The organism is Paraburkholderia sp. (assembly GCF_034668105.1).
Lineage (GTDB): Bacteria > Pseudomonadota > Gammaproteobacteria > Burkholderiales > Burkholderiaceae > Paraburkholderia.
In genome coordinates this window covers 1-17,884 of the sequence record NZ_JAXDPY010000298.1, presented here as the reverse complement: position 1 = coordinate 17,884, position 17,884 = coordinate 1, and the positions used below count along the sequence as shown (strand labels likewise).

Sequence of the window (17,884 nt, the reverse complement as noted above, 5' to 3'; positions counted from 1 at the left end):
GCCGCTGCTTGAAGCGATGGTGGCCGACCTGTCGACCGGGCAGACCGCGGACGCGCAATCGGAGAAAGCATGGGGGCGGGCCCCGCAACTGGCCGATGCGCCGCACACGGCGGCACAAACGCACGCCATTCTGCGCGCGCAAAGCGGTTTCGACATCAACCAGTTGGCCGCCGAATACCGCGCGCTGCGTGCCAGCGTGCTTGAATTGTGGATGGACGACTGTCAGCCTGAAGCGCCCCATCTCGATGACATCATCCGTTTCAATGAAGCGGTGGACCAGGCGATTGCCGAATCGGTCCGTTCTTTCAGCGCTGAAGTCGAACGGACACGCAACCTGTTCCTCGGAATGCTGGGCCATGACATGCGCAGTCCGCTGCAGACCATCCAGGCGACAGCGTGCTATCTAACGAAGATCCATGCCGGCGAAGGGGTATCGGTTGCCGCAGACCGTCTGATCCGGACTGGCGCCCGGATGCAGGCGCTGCTCGACGACCTGTGCGATTTCAACCGGACCGAGCTGGGTCTGGGCATCAGCATCGTGCCAGCCGAGGTCGACCTTGTGGCGGTTTTTGCCGATGAGACGGACCAGCTGCGTGCGGCTCATCCCGACCGCCCGATCGTGCTGGAGGCGCCAGCGAACCTGCGCGGCGTCTGGGACGGTCTGCGCCTGCAGCAGTTGCTGGGTAACCTGGTCGTGAATGCGCTCAGGTACGGCGCGCCGGACGCGCCGGTGCGGGTGGTGATGACTGGTGACGGAACGGAGATCCGGTTCGAGGTGAGAAATAGAGGCACCCCTATCGATCCTGCGCTACTGCCAAGGCTATTCGACCCGCTGCAGCGCGGCCCGGATGCCGGATCGAGGAAGGGCGCCAATCTCGGGCTCGGACTGTATATCGCCCGCCAGATCGCCGTGGCGCACGGCGGCATCATCGAGGTGCGATCCGATGCACAGGAGACGGTATTTACGGTGAGCCTGCCCCGGCAGGCAGTTAGCCGAGGAGCGCCGTGATGAGCGCGAGCAACTGGCTTGGATGGCATGACTCCGGTTCGCTCGCGGCGTAGCACCGCGCGCGCCTGGCCTTGGTCGTGCTGGTCGAAACCTCGAAGGACGAAAATCACCCGCCCGAAGATTTGCAGGATCAGGCGCAATGGATTCTGCGTTCAATCGACTTGTTGAATGTTGCAGCTAGCGATGGAAGCAGATCAGCAGCTTCTCGACGTTTTGGCCGTCCTATGGCGCATACCTCCGCCGGGGCCGGACAACCTGCTAACAGCGCCAGCCTTCGTTGAGCTCGATGAACTGCTCGACCGCCGTTATGGCGGCGGCAAAGCAATATTCGCTCTGAGCAATGCGCTCTGGTCGCTTGGTTTGCCATGCGGGCTACCGTCCAACCAATCGGGACTCGCGCTCGATCTGTCAACGGTTGCAACTGCCCTTGACAAGGCATATTCGCGCAGGATGACCGTGCGCCATCACCTCGGTCCGCTCGATCAGGCTGATGAACTGCCGACCATGGCGTTCGCCAATGCGCGAGTCGCACGATTCACCGCCGGGGAGTTGGAGCAACTGTTCGACGCACCAAGACTCCGGCGCAACTTCCCAACGTTGCGCTTCGAGTCGGAACGCCTCGCACGGTTCCATTGGCTGACAGTTGAGGAGGAACGTGCCGTCGATCCGAGACTTAAGTATGTCGATGGGAGTCAAACAAGATGGCTGAGACTGGAGTATCCAGACCCGAAGTCGTCCAGCGATGTGAATATGCCGGCCTACACCGCGCACGTTTCCCGCGCCACGGTTCGCGCGGCATTGCCTACTGACCCACTGTTTCCAATTGCTCCGGCACGCCCGCATTCAAGCAGATGTGTTTCAGTTCGGTGAAGTCCGCCAGTGCATCGTACCCGTGCAGACGGCCGAGGCCACTCTGCCGATACCCGCCGGTTTCCGCTTCGGCGAATAATCGGTTGTGGTCGTTGATCCACACCGTGCCGTTGCGCAGCGCCCGGGCGATCCGATAGGCACGCGCGACGTCGTGAGTCCATACGCTCGCGGAGAGACCGAACACCGTATCGTTGGCCTTGCTGAGCGCCTCGGCCTCGTCTTCGAAGGTCTCCAGCGTGACGAACGGCCCGAAGATCTCCTCCTGACAGAAAAACGCTTTCGGATCGCCATGCTCGACCAGCGTCGGCGCCAGGAACGCGTTGCCGCGGCTCGCACCGCGCAGCAGCACATGGTCCGCGCTGTCGCACGCCCGTTCGATCGTCGCGTTGACCGCATCGCGCGTGCGATGGTCGATCAGCGCGCCGATATCGGTCGCCGCGTCGCTTCCCGGACCCACCTTCAGCGCGGCGAGCGCGGCGGCCAATTGCTCGCGCATCTGCTGCGCTTTCGAGGCATGGACGAGCACGCGGCGCGCGGCCGTGCATTGCTGACCGGAGATGATCGTCGCCGCGCGCGCGAGACGCGGCGCGATCGCGGCGACATCGACATCGTTGAACACCACGCAGCATGATTTGCCGCCCAGTTCGAGCGAAAGTTTTTTCATGCTGTCGGCGGCCGCGGCCATGATCCGCTTGCCGGTAGCCGTCGACCCCGTGAAGCTCACGACGTCGACATCATGGGATTCGACGAGTCGCTCGCCAGCCGCATGCCCGGTCTCGTTCACTACATTGACCGCGCCCTTCGGCAGCGCGGTGCCGGCGAGGCAGCGCATCATCGCCGCGTTCAGCAGGCTCGTCTGCGCCGCCGGCTTGACGACGCACGTGCAGCCGGCCGCGAGAGCCGGCGCGAGCGAGCGCACCAGCAGCACCGCGGGCGCGTTCCACGGCACGATGATCGCGGCGACGCCGGCAGCTTCGCGCAGCAGCGTGGAGATCGTGCCAGGTTCAGGCTCCAGCACGTGGCCGGGCAAATGGCGCGCAAGCCCGGCGTAATAGCGAACCTCCGAGATCGCCGCGGCGATTTCGCCGCGCGCCTGCGCGATCGCTTTGCCGTTCTCGCGCGCCATCAGCGTCGCCAGTTCGTTCCGCTTTGCATCCAGCGCCGTGGCCCAGTCAAGCAGCACGTTCTGCCGTAGCCGCGCGTCCTGTGCCCACGTGGTGCGATCGAACACAGCGCGCGCGGCGTCAATGGCCGCATCCGCCTCTGCCGCGCCTCCGTCGGCATACAGTCCGATCGGCTCGCCGGTGGCCGGGTCGATCGCCGGCTGCGTCGGCGTGCCGGTCCAAATGCCGGCGATCCAGTGTTGTGGGTTCATCAAATTTTCCTGATCGGGGTAGGGGTGTCCTTTGTCGCATCCAACGGCGCGGCGTTGAGCACCTGGCGTAGTTCGTCGGCGATGATCGAGATCAGCGCGTCCGCCGCAGCGCTTAGCGGCCGGCGCGGATGCGTGATGCAGACGATGTGGCGCACGATGCGTGGCGCCAGAATCGGATACGCGCGCAACGTGCCCGCTCGGACTGCGCGCTCGACCACGATACGCGGCAGGATGGTCGCGAAACCCGTATTGCCGACCAGTTGCACGATGCTGCTGAGCACATCGATTTCGAAGCGCGGCGCGAGGAGCACGTCCTCGTGCTGCGCGGCGGTATCGAGCACGCCGCGCAGGCCGTGCCGCTTGGTCGGCAGCACCAGTTCGAGTTCGGGCAGCTTGGCCAGCTCGATCGCGTGCGGCAGGTCGGGGCCGTGTGCCGCACTGGTGGCGAGCACCATTTCTTCGTCGAGGATCGCTTGCGCATCGAGCGAAAGCTTGCCGCGCGGCTTGTTGATGAGCGCCGCATCGAGCTGGCCGCCGGCGACCCAGTCGATGAAGGTCGCGCTGTAGCCGTCGGAGACGGTGACTTCGACGTATGGATATTTCTCGTGATAGCGCGAGAGTGAATCGGCCAGCACGCTTTCGCTGATCGACGCGATCAACCCGATCGACACACGCCCGGTGATGATCTCGTCGCGCTGGATCAGCTGCTGCCGCGCGTGCGCAAGGTCGCGCATGATCGGCAGGAAGAGCCGATACATGAGCCGCCCGGCGGCGGTCGGCGTCATTCCGTGCGCACCGCGCTCGAACAGTTGCTGATGCAGCTCTTCCTCGAGCTTCGCGATCTGCATGCTGAGCGCCGGTTGCACGATGTTCAGACGCTTGGCCGCGCGGGTGACCGAGCCGTCTTCGAACAGCGCGATGAAATATTGAATCTGCCTCAGGTCCATGGGTGTGTTTGATCAGGCTTCCACGTTTTCATTGTTTTTGATATCGACGGTCACTGTTATCAACGCCGTGGAGTCGCGGCACTGGGATTTCGTACGAACCGGGCTCGTCGATCGGTCACCAAAAAGCCCGTCACGGTAAGCATATTGACGGTCGCTGCTATTAATACTCAAGACGCTGCACAGCGTCATCAGGGGTAACGCGGATATCAGCCTAAATGATGTAGAAAATCAAAAAACACTATTAGAAGTTATACGCCATTCTCGCTACGCTCCATCCAGATCCCCGGTGCGCCCGCCACAAACAGCGGGCGCACATCGACACGACATATGGAGACCCAGATGAGCTCTCGCGGTACCGCTTTCCTCGAAACGACGGTTTCTCCGGGCGCCGGAGCGCGTCCCGCCCGCTCGCTGCGAAGCTGGCTCGAGCACCTGTCGGCGAGCGGGCGGGTGGCCACCATCGAAAAGGCCGTCGCGCTCGAGCACGAACTCGCAGCGATCGCGAAGAAGCTCGACGGCTCGCGCGCGGCAGTATTCGTGCGGCCTGGTGGTCATGCAATTCCGGTGGTCAGCGGTTTCATGTCGAGGCGCGCGTGGATCGCCGAAGCGATGGGCGTGAGTGAGGACCAACTGTTGCAACGCTTTCGCGAAGCCGCCGAGCATCCGCTCCCGTGGCAGGAGGTCCCGGCGAGTACCGGGCTATGCCAGCAGGTCATCCATACGGAAGGGATCGATCTACACAAGCTGTTGCCCATCCCGACACATAGCGAACATGATAGTGGCCCGTACATCACCGCTGGTCTCGTGATCGCGCGCAATCCGCGCACCGGCATCCAGAACGTATCGATCAACCGGATCCAGGTGCATGGACCGGACCGCATGGCGATCCTCCTGCTGCCGCGCCATCTGTACGCCTTTCAGCGAACCGCGGAAGCCGCGGGAGAGCCGCTCGAGCTCGCCGTGGTGATTGGCGTGGACCCACTGACGATGCTCGCGTCGCAGGCGATTACGCCGATCGATCACGACGAGCTGGAGATCGCAGGCGCGCTGCACGGGGCGCCGCTGCCGGTCGTGAAGTGCGTGAGCAATGGCGTGAAGGTGCCGGCCTTCGCGGAGATCGTGATCGAAGGGCGCATCCTGCCGAACGTGCGCGAGCAGGAAGGCCCGTTCGGCGAGTTTCCAAAGTATTACAGCTCGCGAGAGGCGCGTGAGGTGATCGAGGTCACGGCGCTCACGCATCGCGCAAAGCCGATTTATCACACGATTGTGCCGGCCGAAATGGAACATCTGCTGCTTGGCGCGATTCCGCGTGAGGCGACGCTGCTCGCGCATCTGCAGCGCAGCCATCCGAACGTGAAAGACGTACACCTGTCAGTTGGCGGCGTGTGCCGTTATCACCTGTGGATCCAGCTCGAGAAGAAGCGCGAAGGCGAAGCGAAAAACGTGATCCTGTGTGCGTTCGGCGCCCACTACGACATCAAACAGGTGGTGGTGGTGGATACCGACGTGGACGTGCACGACCCAGCTGAAATCGAATGGGCCATCGCCACGCGCTTCCAGGCCGATCGTGATCTGGTCGTGATCGAAGGCGCGCAGGGCTCGCCGCTCGATCCGTCGACCACCGTGGGCCAGCCGGATGACGCCCCGGCGCATCTGCAGGGCATCAGCGCGAAGATGGGGCTCGACGCCACGCGGCCGGTGGTTTATGCGGCGCATGTGTTCACGCGCGTGCGCATTCCGGGGCAGGACTCGGTGGACCTGGACGCGCTCGTCGCCGGCGACAACAACGCGTTCGATACCTATCTGGGTGACGTTCATGCCTGACAATAAGGGTGAGCGGATTGTCGTGGGCATTTCGGGCGCGAGCGGCGCGCTGATCGGCGTGCGCCTGCTTGCCGCGCTACGCCGCCTCGGCACGCATGAGACGCATCTGATCGTGTCGGCCTCGGGCGCGGTGACGGCGGCACAGGAACTGGGCATGGCGCGCGGTGATCTGGAGAGCCTCGCCGACGTGGTCTACAACGTGCGCGATATCGGCGCGGCAGTGGCGAGCGGTTCCTTCATCACCGCGGGCATGGTCATTGCGCCGTGCTCGATGAAAACGCTTGCGGGCGTGGCCAATGGCTTCGCCGACAACCTGCTCACGCGGGCCGCCGACGTCATGCTCAAGGAGCGTCGCCGACTGGTGCTGGTCGCACGGGAAACACCGCTCAATCTCGCGCACTTGCGCAACATGACGCTTGCCACCGAGATGGGCGCGATCGTGATGCCGCCGGTGCCCGCGTTCTACGCCCATCCGAAGACCATCGAGGACGTGGTCGATCACACCGTCGGCCGGATTCTGGATCTGTTCGGCATCGAGCACCGCGAAATCGCCCAGCGCTGGAGCGGACTCGCCGATGAGTTCGCGGGCCGCCGTGAAGGAGCCGACGAATGAACCAGCGCGACATGATCAATTCAGACAATGCTGCGACGGTAGAGGTTGAACCAAACCGCGACGAAAGCGTAGAGCGTGGACAGCGTCATCTTGGCCGCCCGATGGAGCGTCTCGAAGACCCCGCAATCCTGACCGGCCGTGGCCGTTATGGCGACGATCTCGGCACCAAACCCGGCACCCTGCATGCGGCAATTCTGCGCTCACCGCATGCCCATGCGGAACTCGTTGCCATCAATACCGACGCCGCGTCGAAACTGCCCGGCGTGCGCGCGATCCTGACGCGCGAGGACCTGCGTGCGTGGTCGCGCCCCTTCGTGGTGGGGGTGAAATCGCCGATGGAGCAGTGGGCGCTCGCGATGGACCGCGTGCGCTATGTCGGCGAACCTGTCGCGGTGGTGCTGGCGGAATCGCGGGCCATCGCCGAAGACGGCCTCGATCTTCTCAAGGTCGAATATTCCACGCTCGATCCGGTCACGACGATCGAACAGGCGGCGAGCGCGGACTCAACGGTGCTGCATGAAAAGGTCGGCACCAATGTGATCAGCGACCGCCGCTTCCGCTATGGCGATCCCGAAGCTGCGTTCGATAGAGCGCCACATCGCGTGAAACTGGTCGCGCATTATCCGCGCAATACCTGTGCGCCGATCGAATGCGGCGTGGTGATCGCCGAATATCTGGCGGGCGACGAAGGCTACGACGTTACGTCGAATTTCATGGGCCCGTTCTCGCTGCACGCGGTGATGGCGATGGCGCTGAACGTGCCGGCCAATCGTCTGCGTCACAAGGCGCCGCGCGATTCGGGCGGTAGTTTCGGCGTGAAGCAGGCGGTGTTTCCCTATGTCGTGCTGATGTGCCTCGCCTCCCGCAAAGCTGGCGCGCCGGTGAAGTGGGTCGAGGACCGGCTCGAACATCTGAGCGCGGCGACCTCCGCGACGGCACGCCTGTCGACGCTCGAGGCGGCTGTCGAAAGCGACGGCCGCATTACCGCGCTCTCCTACGATCAACTTGAAGATTGCGGGGGCTATCTGCGCGCGCCGGAACCGGCGACGTTCTACCGGATGCATGGCTGCCTGACCGGCGCGTATGCCATCGACAATCTGCTGGTGCGCAATCGCGTCGTGCTGACCAACAAGACGCCCACGGGTCTCGTGCGCGGCTTCGGCGGCCCGCAGGTTTACTTCGCGCTCGAACGGCTGATACAACGCATTGCGCTTGAGTTAAAGCTGGATGTGCTCGACGTGTATCGCCGCAATTTCGTCGCCGCCGATGCCTTCCCGTATCGCGCCGCAGCGGGCGCCTTGCTCGACTCGGGCAACTATCAGGAGGCGCTGCGCCGCGCGCTGGCCGAAGGCGGCTATGACGAACTGCGTGCGCGCCGCGAGGCGGCGCGCAAGGAAGGGCGGCTGTACGGCATCGGCTTCGCGGCGATCGTCGAGCCGTCGGTGTCGAACATGGGCTATATCACGACGGTGATGCCCGCCGACGCGCGCAGGAAGGCCGGCCCGAAGAGCGGCGCGATCGCGAGCGCCACGGTCAGCGTCGATCTGCTGGGCGGCGTGGTGGTGACGATCGCGTCGACGCCCGCGGGCCAGGGGCATATGACGGTGTGCGCGCAGGTGGTCGCGGATGTGCTCGGCGTCTCGCCGCAAGACGTCGTCGTCAATGTCGAGTTCGATACGCATAAGGACGCGTGGTCGGTGGCGGCGGGCAATTATTCGAGCCGCTTTGCCGGCGCGGTGGCGGGCACGGTGCATCTGGCGGCCGTGCGCGTACGCGACAAGGTCGCGCGCATTGTGTCGAAACAGTTGGGTTGCGCGCCGGAAGAGGTGTGTTTCGAAGGCGGCCGCATTTATGCCCGTGGTGCAGAGGATCGCGCTCAGCCGTTCGGCCGCGTCGCTGCCAATGCGCCGCATTGGGCGCCCGCGCTCTTGCCCGAAGGCGAGGAGCCCGGCTTGCGTGAGACCGTGTTCTGGAATCCGCCGAACATGGCGGCGCCGGACGAGAACGATCGCATCAACACGTCGGCGGCTTACGGGTTTGCCTTCGACATGTGCGGGGTGGAAGTGGACCGCGCCACGGGCCGCGTGCGGATCGACCGATATGTCACCGCGCACGACGCCGGCACGCTGCTGAATCCCGCGCTCGCCGATGGCCAGATTCGCGGCGCGTTCGCGCAAGGTCTCGGTGCGGCGTTGATGGAGGAATTCCGCTACGGCGCGGATGGCAGCTTCCAGTCGGGCACGCTCGCCGATTATCTGATGCCGACCACCTGCGAAGTGCCCGATCCGGTGATCGTGCATCTGGAAACGCCGAGTCCGTTCACGCCGTTGGGCGCGAAAGGACTTGGCGAGGGCAACAACATGAGCACGCCGCCGTGCATCGCGAATGCGGTGGCGGACGCACTCGGCGTCGACGATATCCGTTTGCCGTTGACGCCTCCGAAGGTCATGGCGCTCATCGGTATCGACGACCCCGCGCCGTCGCGTCCCGAGTTGCGCGACACGCCGCCGGCGAAACCGGCGATGCCCGGCGGCGGCAAGGCGCTGACCGCGCAAGGCAGCGTCGATTTGCCGGCCTCGCCGGAAGCCATTTTCGCCGTGCTGCTCGATCCGGACGCGCTCGCCAGAGTGATACCGGGTTGCCACGCGCTCGAAGCAGAAGGCACGAACCAGTATCGCGCCGACGTGACGGTCGGCGTGGGCATGATCAAGGCGCGCTTCGAAGCGAAGATCGGGTTGTCGGAAATCGACGCGCCACATCGGCTGCGTTTGGCCGGCGCGGGGATGTCGTCGCTCGGCAGCGCGCGCGGCAGCGGCCTTGTCGAGTTGACGCCGATCGAAAGCGGTACGCGTCTTTCCTATGACTACGAAGCCCAGGTGTCGGGCAAGGTCGCGGCCGTCGGCGGACGGATGCTCGAAGGGGCGGCCAAGGTCGTGTTACGGCAACTGTTCGAATCGCTTGGACGCCAGGCCGCAGGCAAACCGGTGAAAACAGGAGGCGGGTGGCTATCGCGGTTGCTCGCACGTTTCAGGAGGCAGGCATGAAACCCGCGCCGTTCGATTATCTGCGCGCGATGACCGCGCAGGACGCGCTCGACGCACTCGCGCAAAACGGCGAAGACGCCCGCGTGCTGGCCGGGGGGCAGTCGCTGATGGCGGTGCTGAACATGCGGCTCGCGCAGCCGCGCATGCTGGTCGATATCTCGCGCACCGACGAACTGAACGCGGTGCGCACCGATAACGAAGCAGGTCAGCTGATTGTGGGCGCGGCCGCCACGCAGGGCAGCGTCGAATGGCGCGCGTCACTGCGCGACGAAGTGCCTCTGCTGGCGATGGCGTTCCCGCACATTTCGCACTTTCAGATTCGCAATCGCGGCACGGTGTGCGGCTCGATTGCACACGCCGATCCGAGCGCGGAATTGCCCCTTGTGCTGGCGGCGCTCGGTGGCGACGTGACGCTGCGCTCGAAAAAGAAGAAGCGTGTCCTGAAGGCCGAGGAATTTTTCCAGGGGATGTTGATGACGGCGCGCGAACCGGACGAATTGGTCGAAGCGGTGCGTTTCCCGCTGAAGAAGCCCGGCGAACGCTACGGCTTCACCGAATTCTCTGCGCGTCATGGCGATTTCGCGATGGTCGCGTGCGCGGCGGTGGTGACGAGCGACTCGATCCGCCTCGCGGTGGGCGGCGTCGCGGATCGGCCGGTGGTCGAGAAATGGCCGCGTTTGCACGGCGAAGACCTACGCAGTGCATTGAACGATTTGAGCTGGAAGCTGGGCGCGCAGGACGACGCGCACATTAGCGCGACCTATCGCCGGCATCTGGTGCGGCAACTCGGATGGCGCGTGATCGAGGAGGCAAAGTAAAGTGAGCAACACGTCTGAAGACAACATCATGCGGCAGGGCGACCGGCCGTGCATCACGCTGACGCTCAATGGCCGCGAGCGCAGCGGTTATTGCGAGCCACGCGACCTGCTGTCGGATTTCATCCGTCACGAACTGGGCGCGACCGGCACCCATGTCGGTTGCGAACATGGCGTCTGCGGCGCGTGTACGGTACACATCGACGGCGTGGCAGGGCGTTCTTGCCTGATGCTGGCGGTGCAGGCGCAAGGACGTCGCATCGATACAGTCGAGGGCCTCGCGCCCGATATGGTGCTCGGCGATCTGCAGCAGGCGTTTCAACGCCACCACGCCTTGCAGTGCGGCTTCTGTACAGCCGGCATTCTGATGTCGTGCGCGGACTATCTGAAGCGCGTGCCCGATCCCACCGAGACGCAGGTGCGCGACATGCTCTCGGGCCATCTGTGCCGCTGTACGGGCTATACGCCGATCGTCGCAGCGGTGCTGGACGTGGCGGCGAGACGTAACGCAGGCAAGCAGGCCGGTGAGACCGTGGAGACCGCTCATGCTTGATCTCGGCCGAACCTATCTGCAAAGCGTGGAGCGCAGCCCGAACGCGCTCGCTCTGGTCGATGGCACGCTGACACTGACCTATGCGCAGTGGCATCGCATCATCGTGAACGTCGCCGAAGGCCTGCGCGAACTGGGTCTCGCGCACGGGGACCGGCTGCTCGTCGTACTGCAAAACCGCTGGGAAATGGCAACCTTGCACTGGGCCTGCCAGTTCGCGGGCATTGTGATCGTGCCGTTGAACTGGCGCGCCAAGCCTGAGGAACTCGATTACTGCGTGACCGATGCCGGCGTGAAGGCGATCGTCTATGAACCGGTCAGTGCCGAAGCGGTCACGCAAAGCCCGTCTGCGCAAAATCTGCCGCGCATCGGGCTCGACGACGCGCAAGGCCGCACCGCCGGATTCGCAACACTCCTCGCCGAGCGCTCGCATGATGCCAGCATCCAGACCACTCGCGCGAATGCGGACGACTACTCGCTGATTCTTTACACGTCGGGCACCACGGGTAAGGCCAAAGGGGTGCCGCGCCGTCACCGTCATGAGCGGGCTGCAGCGCTCGCCCATGTCGCGCAGAACCTGTACCGGCATGGCGAGCGCACGCTCGGGGTGATGCCGTTGTATCACACGATGGGCGTGCGCTCGCTGCTCTCGATGGCCATGGTTGACGGCGTGTTCGTTTGCGCTCGCCGCTGGAACGCCCGCTTCGCGCTCGATTCCATCGCGCAGTATCAGATCAGCTGTCTTTATCTGGTGCCGACGCTTTATCACGATCTGCTGGGCGATCCCGCTTTCGAGGCTATCGACACGACATCTGTCAAAAAGCTCGGCTTTGCCGGCGCGCCCATGAACGACGGTTTGCTCAAGCGGCTCTCTGCTGCTTTCAAACCCGAACTGTTCGTCAATCACTACGGCTCGTCGGAGGTCTACACCTTCAGCATCGACCAGGACGCAACGCAGAAACCGGGCAGCGCAGGGCGTGCAGGCATCAATACGCGCCTGCGTGTCGTGAAGCTCGATGCGCAAACGCCAGAGGATCTGGCGCAGGCCGGCGAAGAAGGCCAGATCATCGCGGACCTGCTCGGCGACGAAGCCTTCGAGGGCTACTGGAACCGCCCCGACGCCAACGCCAGGTCATTGCGCGACGGCTGGTATTTCACCGGCGACACCGGCTTCTTCGACCTCGAAGGCGACCTGTACGTGTCCGGACGCGTCGACGACATGATCATCAGCGGCGGCGAGAACATTTCGCCGGTCGATATCGAATCGGTGCTGTCTCTGCATCCCGCCGTCGACGACGTGGCGGTGGCAGGCGTGAAAGACGAGCGGTGGGGCCAACGGGTCGTCGCCTTCGTCAAACGCCGCGAATACGTCGACGCTGAAACGCTCGATGCGTATTGCCGAACGTCCAATCTCGTCAACTTCAAGCGGCCGCGCGAGTACGTCTTCGTCGACGACATTCCGAAATCGCCGGTTGGCAAGATCTTGCGCCGCAAGTTGTCCGCGGGCGAGTACGAACGCGACGAACGTGGTCAGCCTGATGACGGTAACGACGGCAACCACATCCGCGCCAGCGGCGCATTCATTGCCACACACACGGAAACTACCAAGGAGTAACCCCATGACCGACTTGACTCACCGCGGCCAGAGCCTGCTGCAAGAACTCGACGGCTTTTCGATCGAGATCGACGCCGCACGCGAGCGGGCCGACATTATTCTGCATCGGCCGCCGTTCAACGTGATTTCGATGCATGCACGCGACCAGCTGCGCGCGGCCTTCGAAGCACTTGACGAAGACGAGCGCGTGCGCGTGATCGTCGTGCGCGCCACGGGTGAACACTTCTCTAGCGGCGGAGATATCAAGGGTTTTCTCGAGGCGTCGCCTGAACACGTGTCCAAACTCGCCTGGAATATCGCGGCGCCTGCGCGCTGCTCCAAGCCGGTGATTGCCGCCAATCGCGGTTTCTGCTTCGGCGTGGGTTTCGAACTGTCGCTCGCGTGCGATTTCCGCATCGCCACCGACACCACCTTCTACGCGCTGCCGGAACAGAAGCTCGGCCAGATCCCGGGCTCGGGCGGCTCGGCGCGTTTGCAGCAGATGGTCGGCGTCGGTCGGACGAAGGACATCGTCATGCGCTCGCGCCGCATTCCGGGCAAGCAGGCCTACGACTGGGGAATCGCGGTGGAATGCGTGGCTGATGCGCAACTCGAGGCCACGACCGATGCGTTGGTGGATGAACTGCGGGCCTTCTCGCCGCTCGCGCAACGCACCGCCAAGAAGCTGCTGAACGATAGCGAAGATGCGCCGCTCTCGATCGCGATCGAACTCGAAGGGCATTGCTATAGCCGTCTGCGCACGTCCGACGATTTCCGCGAGGGGGTCGAAGCGTTTCATGGCAAACGCAAACCGGTGTTTCGCGGCAGTTGAACCGAACGCAGCACAACATAGCGGGCAACACCGCGTAGCGAATAAAAAACCGCAGGAGACAAAGCATATGGAGCGTTTCGATTACGTGATTGTGGGCGGTGGCTCAGCCGGATGCGTGCTTGCGCACCGGTTGTCGGCAGTACCGTCGTTGCGCGTCGCGTTGATCGAGGCGGGCCAGGATACGCCGCCGGGCGCTGTGCCTGCGGCGATTCTCGACAGCTATCCCATGCCGGTTTTCTGTGGCGACACGTACATCTGGCCGGAGCTCAAGGCGAGCGCCACCCGAACGGCCGCACCGCGTGTCTATGAGCAAGGGCGCGTGATGGGCGGCGGATCGAGTATCAACGTGCAATCGGCCAATCGCGGCCTGCCGCGCGACTACGACGACTGGGCCGCCAATGGCGCAACCGGCTGGGCGTGGCAGGACGTGCTGCCGTATTTCCGCAAGCTCGAACGCGACGTGAATTTCCCGGAGGGCGAACTGCACGGCGACGATGGGCCGGTGCCTATTCGCCGTGTCCTTCAGGCCGACTGGCCGCCGTTCTGCCATGCGTTTGCCGACGGGATGCGTAAAAACGGCTTCGCCAGCTTGCAGGACCAGAACGGCGAATTCGGTGACGGCTACTTTCCCGGCGCGTTCTCGAATCTCAACGACAAGCGCATCTCGACCGCCGTCGCCTATCTGGATGCGCAGACGCGCACGCGCCGCAATCTGCACATTTACCCGGAGCTGCGAGTCGAGCGCATTGTGATGGAGGGCATGGTCGCGCGCGGTGTGGTGGCGGTCGAGCGCAACGGTGCCCCCGTGCGCTTCGAGGCGAATGAAGTCGTGCTGTGTGCAGGCGCGCTGCAATCGCCGGCGCTGCTGATGCGAGCGGGCGTCGGTGCGAGGGATGATCTGAGCGCGCTCGGCATCGATTGCATGATCGATCTGCCGGGCGTGGGACGTAATCTGCAGGATCATCCGTCGCTGACCTTCTGCCATTTTCTCGAGCGACGCTATCGCATGCCTCTGTCGCGGCGCCGCGCGAGTATGACAGCTGCGCGTTTCACCTCGGGCGTGGCAGGGTGCGATGCGTCCGATCTGTATCTGTCTAGTGCGACTCGGGCCGCATGGCATGCGCTCGGCAACCGGCTCGGGCTGTTCTTTCTCTGGTGCAATCGCCCGTATTCACGCGGCCGTGTGCAACTCGTTTCACCCGACGGCGCGGTGCCGCCGCGCGTCGATCTGAATCTGCTCGACGATCCACGCGATGTCGCGCGCCTCGCTTTCGGCGTACGAATGCTGGCGAAAATCGTCGAGGCTTCGGGGCTCGGTCAGGATCCACGCGACTTTTTCCCCGCGGCGTTTTCACCACGGGTCAAGGCGCTTAGCCGCGTCGGAACCCGCAACGCCGCGCTGACCTCGATGCTTGGGGTGCTGCTCGACACGCCGGCGCCGATCCGGCGGGCGTTGATCGAACGGTTTTTCACGCGAGGCCAGCAAATGTCTGTGCTGCTTGCCGATGAGAACGCACTCGAGTCGTTCATTCGCGCCAATGTGTTCGGCGTATGGCACGCGAGCGGCACCTGCAAGATGGGCGATGCGAACGACGTCATGGCTGTGACGGACAACGCGGGCCGCGTGCGTGGCGCGCAGGGCTTGCGGGTCGTCGATGCGTCACTTATGCCGCGGCTGCCTTCGGCGAATACGAATATCCCGACCATCATGATGGCCGAAAAGATCGCCGACGCGATGCTCGCGCGAAGGTACACGGGCGCAGCGTCAAGCACGATGTCATCCACGGTGGTCGGTCGATAAAGTTCATTAACATAACTAAGAGCACGCAATCCAGAACGTGCCTTACAACGGGGGCGATCGAAAGACGGCCCGCTGAAAATCAAGGAGATGACGATGTCTGTAGCAGCGCAGAATGGCGCCGCCTTGCCCGCGGTAAACCAGCGGCAAGTGATGGGTGCGGTAGTGGCCTCGTGCCTCGGTTGGGCACTGGATTTGTTCGATCTGTTTGTCTTGCTGTTCGTCGCACCGGTAGTTGGGCGGCTGTTCTTTCCGTCCGAACACGCCATGCTCTCGCTTGCCGCGGTCTATGCATCGTTTGCCGTGACCTTGCTGATGCGGCCGCTCGGCTCGGCATGGTTCGGCTCCTACGCGGATCGCAACGGACGTAAGGGCGCGATGATCACTGCGGTGGTCGGCGTGGGTCTCTCGACAGCAGCCTTCGGCTTGCTGCCGACGGTTGCGCAAGTCGGCCTCGTCGCGCCGATCCTGTTCCTGATGCTGCGTTTAGTACAGGGCGTATTTGTCGGCGGCGTGGTGGCGTCGACGCACACCATCGGCACCGAATCGGTCGCGCCGAAATATCGTGGCGCGGTGTCGGGGTTGATCGGCGGTGGCGGGGCGGGACTTGGCGCATTGCTCGCATCGCTCACCTATCTGGCAATGTCGGCGATCTTCCCGGGCGACCTGTTCGACGTGTGGGGCTGGCGCTGCATGTTCTTCACCGGCATTGTGAGTTCGATTCTCGGCTTGTTCGTCTTCAGTAGTCTGGAAGAGTCGCCGCTGTGGAAGAAGCTGGCCGCCGAGAAGGCCGCCAAGGCCGCAACGCAGAACACGGCCGCACCGGTCGAGGTCGTACGCTCGCCGATCCGCACGCTGTTTTCACGCGACTATCGCTCGATTCTGTTCGTCAATCTGCTGCTGACGATCGGCGGCGGTAGCGGCTATTACCTCACGTCCGGCTACCTGCCGACCTTCCTCAAGGTGGTGAGCCACGCACCGAACGGCGCCGCGGCCGCGATTCTGATGATCTGCAGCGTCGCGGTGTTGATCGCATCGATCGCGGCGGGACATCTGAGCACCTTCATTGGACGCAAAAGCGCGTTCGTATGGATCGGCCTGATTCGCCTGGTCGCGCTCCCTGCGCTATTCCTGCTGCTGCCCACAGCGCAAAGCATCACGATGATCGGCGTCTACGCGGTGATTCTGAGCGCGCTCGGCAGCGCCGGCTACGCGCCGATTCTGATCTTCCTGAACGAACGCTTTCCGACCGCGATTCGCGCCACAGGCACGGGACTGTCATGGAACATCGGCTTCGCGATCGGCGGGATGATGCCGACCGCCGTCTCGCTGGTGGCAAAAGACGCCAGCCAGTTGCCGATGACGCTTGCGATCTTCGCTGGGGCGATCAGCGTAATTTTCCTGGTGGGTGCGTTCATCGTGCCGGAGACTCGCGGCAAGCTCGATAACGGCACCGCCCGCGAGGCCGCCTAGTGCATTCCAGCGGGCGCAAAAGCGCGCCCGCGTCGCTCAGATACAGGAGACATCAATGAAATACGACGAGGACGTTCGCGCGCGCTCATACCAGTTTCGCGACGATTATGTTGCGGCCACACCGCCCTGGTATCGCGGTGAACTGCACCTTGGCTTCACGCTGCTATTCACGGGTGGAGTGATCGGGTACTGTTTCACGCAGCTTCATGCGCCCACGCTTGCCGAATGGATGGCGGTCATTCCGCTCTTTCTGTTCGGCAACTGGGCAGAATGGGCCGCGCATCGCTACGTGCTGCATCGCCCGACGAAGTACTTCAGCATGATCTACAAGCGGCACTGCGCGGTCCATCATAGATTCTTCACCCACGTCACGCTCGAATACAAGGGCCAGCGGCACTGGCGCGCGTTGTTGTTTCCGCCGTTTGCGCCGGTCGCGTTTGTGCTGGCGGCCGTGCCGTTCGCACTCTTCATTGGTTATGTGTTTTCGCGCAATGCGGGATATATCGCGCTGCTCACGATGGCGGCGTACTACCTGATGTACGAGGGGCTGCACACACTGTCGCACGTCACCGACAGCCCGTTGCTCGACCGCGTTCCGTTCGTCAATACCGTGCGGCGCCTGCACGTCACGCACCACGATCCCGAACTGATGGCGACGCAAAATTTCAACCTGACGTTTCCCATCTGCGACACGCTGTTCGGCACGCGCAGGGATGCGCCGCGCACTGCACGCGAACCGCTGGCGCGTCGTCCATAAAGAGCTTCTGCGAGTTTTTCGCAATCAGGGGTTCTGGTGCAAACAGCCGGTGAAACCGAGACGTCTCCAATACATAAGAATGCCTTATTTATTGAATAGGACAGCATTCCAGACGCGGGTGCAGTAGTAGCCTTGAGTCCGGGAGTGCGGAGATTGAACTGACCCTTGCGGATGCGGTGCATCAACTCGATGCCTGAAATCGTGGTCTTCGCACACCCGAATCGTTTGAATCCGAGCATCACGTTCGTTCTGGACCTGATGTTTCGATGATCCTGTTCGATCACGTTATTCAGATACTTCGAGGAGCGCACATGCGTCCCCTCAGGCAGCAGAGCGTCAGCGATCATCTCGCGCACGGCCCGGTGCGAGGCCGCATACCCATC

The 17,884-nt window shown here is 63.6% G+C and carries 14 protein-coding genes and 1 pseudogene; 12 read left to right on the top strand and 3 right to left on the bottom strand.

The features are described from left to right. Together QOC89_RS13610 and QOC89_RS13605 are read left to right on the top strand one after the other, a co-directional pair. On the top strand, positions 1–1,009 hold a 1,009-nt coding region (locus QOC89_RS13610; protein WP_323045486.1), incomplete at its 5' end, for a HAMP domain-containing sensor histidine kinase. 183 nt (positions 1,010–1,192) lie between these two features. Then, a complete protein-coding gene (locus tag QOC89_RS13605; RefSeq protein WP_323045485.1) occupies positions 1,193–1,879 on the top strand; it encodes a hypothetical protein in 687 nt (228 codons plus the stop codon). Here the strand turns inward: QOC89_RS13605 and QOC89_RS13600 are convergent. Together QOC89_RS13600 and QOC89_RS13595 are read right to left on the bottom strand one after the other, a co-directional pair. Then, positions 1,812–3,254: an aldehyde dehydrogenase family protein gene (locus QOC89_RS13600; RefSeq protein ID WP_323045484.1), complete on the bottom strand. Its 1,443-nt coding sequence runs from the start codon at positions 3,252–3,254 to the stop codon at positions 1,812–1,814. The genes QOC89_RS13605 and QOC89_RS13600 overlap by 68 nt on opposite strands. Continuing rightward, on the bottom strand, positions 3,254–4,201 hold the full coding sequence (locus QOC89_RS13595; RefSeq protein ID WP_323045483.1) for a LysR family transcriptional regulator: 948 nt from the start codon (positions 4,199–4,201) through the stop codon (positions 3,254–3,256). Before QOC89_RS13595 ends, QOC89_RS13600 begins: the two co-directional genes overlap by 1 nt. A gap of 339 nt (positions 4,202–4,540) precedes the next feature. On the opposite strand from QOC89_RS13595, the gene QOC89_RS13590 reads away from it, so the two are divergent. The 10 genes from QOC89_RS13590 to QOC89_RS13545 all read left to right on the top strand — a co-directional run bounded on the left by QOC89_RS13590 (position 4,541) and on the right by QOC89_RS13545 (position 17,501). Beyond that, a complete protein-coding gene (locus QOC89_RS13590; RefSeq protein ID WP_323045482.1) occupies positions 4,541–6,025 on the top strand; it encodes a UbiD family decarboxylase in 1,485 nt (494 codons plus the stop codon). Continuing rightward, positions 6,018–6,638, top strand: coding sequence for a UbiX family flavin prenyltransferase (locus QOC89_RS13585; RefSeq protein WP_323045481.1), 621 nt, complete (start codon positions 6,018–6,020; stop codon positions 6,636–6,638). The genes QOC89_RS13590 and QOC89_RS13585 overlap by 8 nt, the downstream gene beginning before the upstream one ends. Next, positions 6,635–9,682, top strand: coding sequence for a xanthine dehydrogenase family protein molybdopterin-binding subunit (locus QOC89_RS13580; protein WP_323045480.1), 3,048 nt, complete (start codon positions 6,635–6,637; stop codon positions 9,680–9,682). The genes QOC89_RS13585 and QOC89_RS13580 overlap by 4 nt, the downstream gene beginning before the upstream one ends. Beyond that, positions 9,679–10,500, top strand: a complete 822-nt coding sequence (locus QOC89_RS13575) for an FAD binding domain-containing protein (RefSeq protein ID WP_323045479.1) — start codon at positions 9,679–9,681, stop codon at positions 10,498–10,500. The genes QOC89_RS13580 and QOC89_RS13575 overlap by 4 nt, the downstream gene beginning before the upstream one ends. A 28-nt stretch (positions 10,501–10,528) precedes the next feature. Then, positions 10,529–11,050 carry a (2Fe-2S)-binding protein gene (locus QOC89_RS13570; protein ID WP_323045487.1) on the top strand — a complete coding sequence of 174 codons (522 nt, stop codon included), beginning with the start codon at positions 10,529–10,531 and terminating at the stop codon, positions 11,048–11,050. Further along, a complete protein-coding gene (locus QOC89_RS13565) occupies positions 11,043–12,662 on the top strand; it encodes an AMP-binding protein (protein ID WP_323045478.1) in 1,620 nt (539 codons plus the stop codon). Before QOC89_RS13570 ends, QOC89_RS13565 begins: the two co-directional genes overlap by 8 nt. A 4-nt stretch (positions 12,663–12,666) precedes the next feature. Then, positions 12,667–13,473, top strand: coding sequence for an enoyl-CoA hydratase/isomerase family protein (locus QOC89_RS13560; protein WP_323045477.1), 807 nt, complete (start codon positions 12,667–12,669; stop codon positions 13,471–13,473). 67 nt (positions 13,474–13,540) lie between these two features. Further along, positions 13,541–15,274, top strand: coding sequence for a GMC family oxidoreductase (locus tag QOC89_RS13555; RefSeq protein ID WP_323045476.1), 1,734 nt, complete (start codon positions 13,541–13,543; stop codon positions 15,272–15,274). A gap of 93 nt (positions 15,275–15,367) precedes the next feature. Next, positions 15,368–16,744 (top strand): MFS transporter, encoded by a 1,377-nt coding sequence (locus tag QOC89_RS13550; protein ID WP_323045475.1) that lies wholly within the window; start codon positions 15,368–15,370, stop codon positions 16,742–16,744. 55 nt (positions 16,745–16,799) lie between these two features. Then, complete coding sequence (locus tag QOC89_RS13545) at positions 16,800–17,501, top strand: sterol desaturase family protein (RefSeq protein WP_093636074.1); 702 nt, start codon at positions 16,800–16,802, stop codon at positions 17,499–17,501. Positions 17,502–17,656: 155 nt separating this feature from the next. Here QOC89_RS13545 and QOC89_RS13540 read toward each other — a convergent pair. Then, positions 17,657–17,884: pseudogene (locus tag QOC89_RS13540) on the bottom strand (DDE-type integrase/transposase/recombinase); the annotation flags it as partial.